Raw genomic sequence first — 267 nt, 5'->3', positions numbered from 1 at the left:
ATTAAGTATTCCTCTGTATATTCCTCATTCTCCTCGTATGTTATAACAGACTCGTAAACTTCGTTTCTTTGAAGTAGTTCTACAATATATTCTGAGTTATCTAAAATAGTCCCCTCACAAATATCTAAATATGCATAGACATAGTCTGCTATCTCCAATCTACTATACTCTAGTAGCGGTGAATAATTATCATTTGTATGAAGCAGTTCAAAATTCTTATGCTTGAAATCATCCTCTGAAAAATAAGTATCCCCCTTGAACCACCAC

At 33.3% G+C, this 267-nt stretch carries 1 protein-coding gene; it reads right to left on the bottom strand.

All coding sequences use genetic code 11. The features are described from left to right. Positions 1 to 267: hypothetical protein (locus tag C1E99_RS15100; RefSeq protein WP_153060101.1), on the bottom strand; the 267-nt coding region annotated here is incomplete at both ends.

Origin of the sequence: Streptococcus suis, from assembly GCF_002964045.1 — a bacterium.
GTDB lineage: Bacteria > Bacillota > Bacilli > Lactobacillales > Streptococcaceae > Streptococcus > Streptococcus suis_U.
Note: the sequence above shows the minus strand (reverse complement) of the source record. Positions and strands in the feature narration are given on the sequence as shown.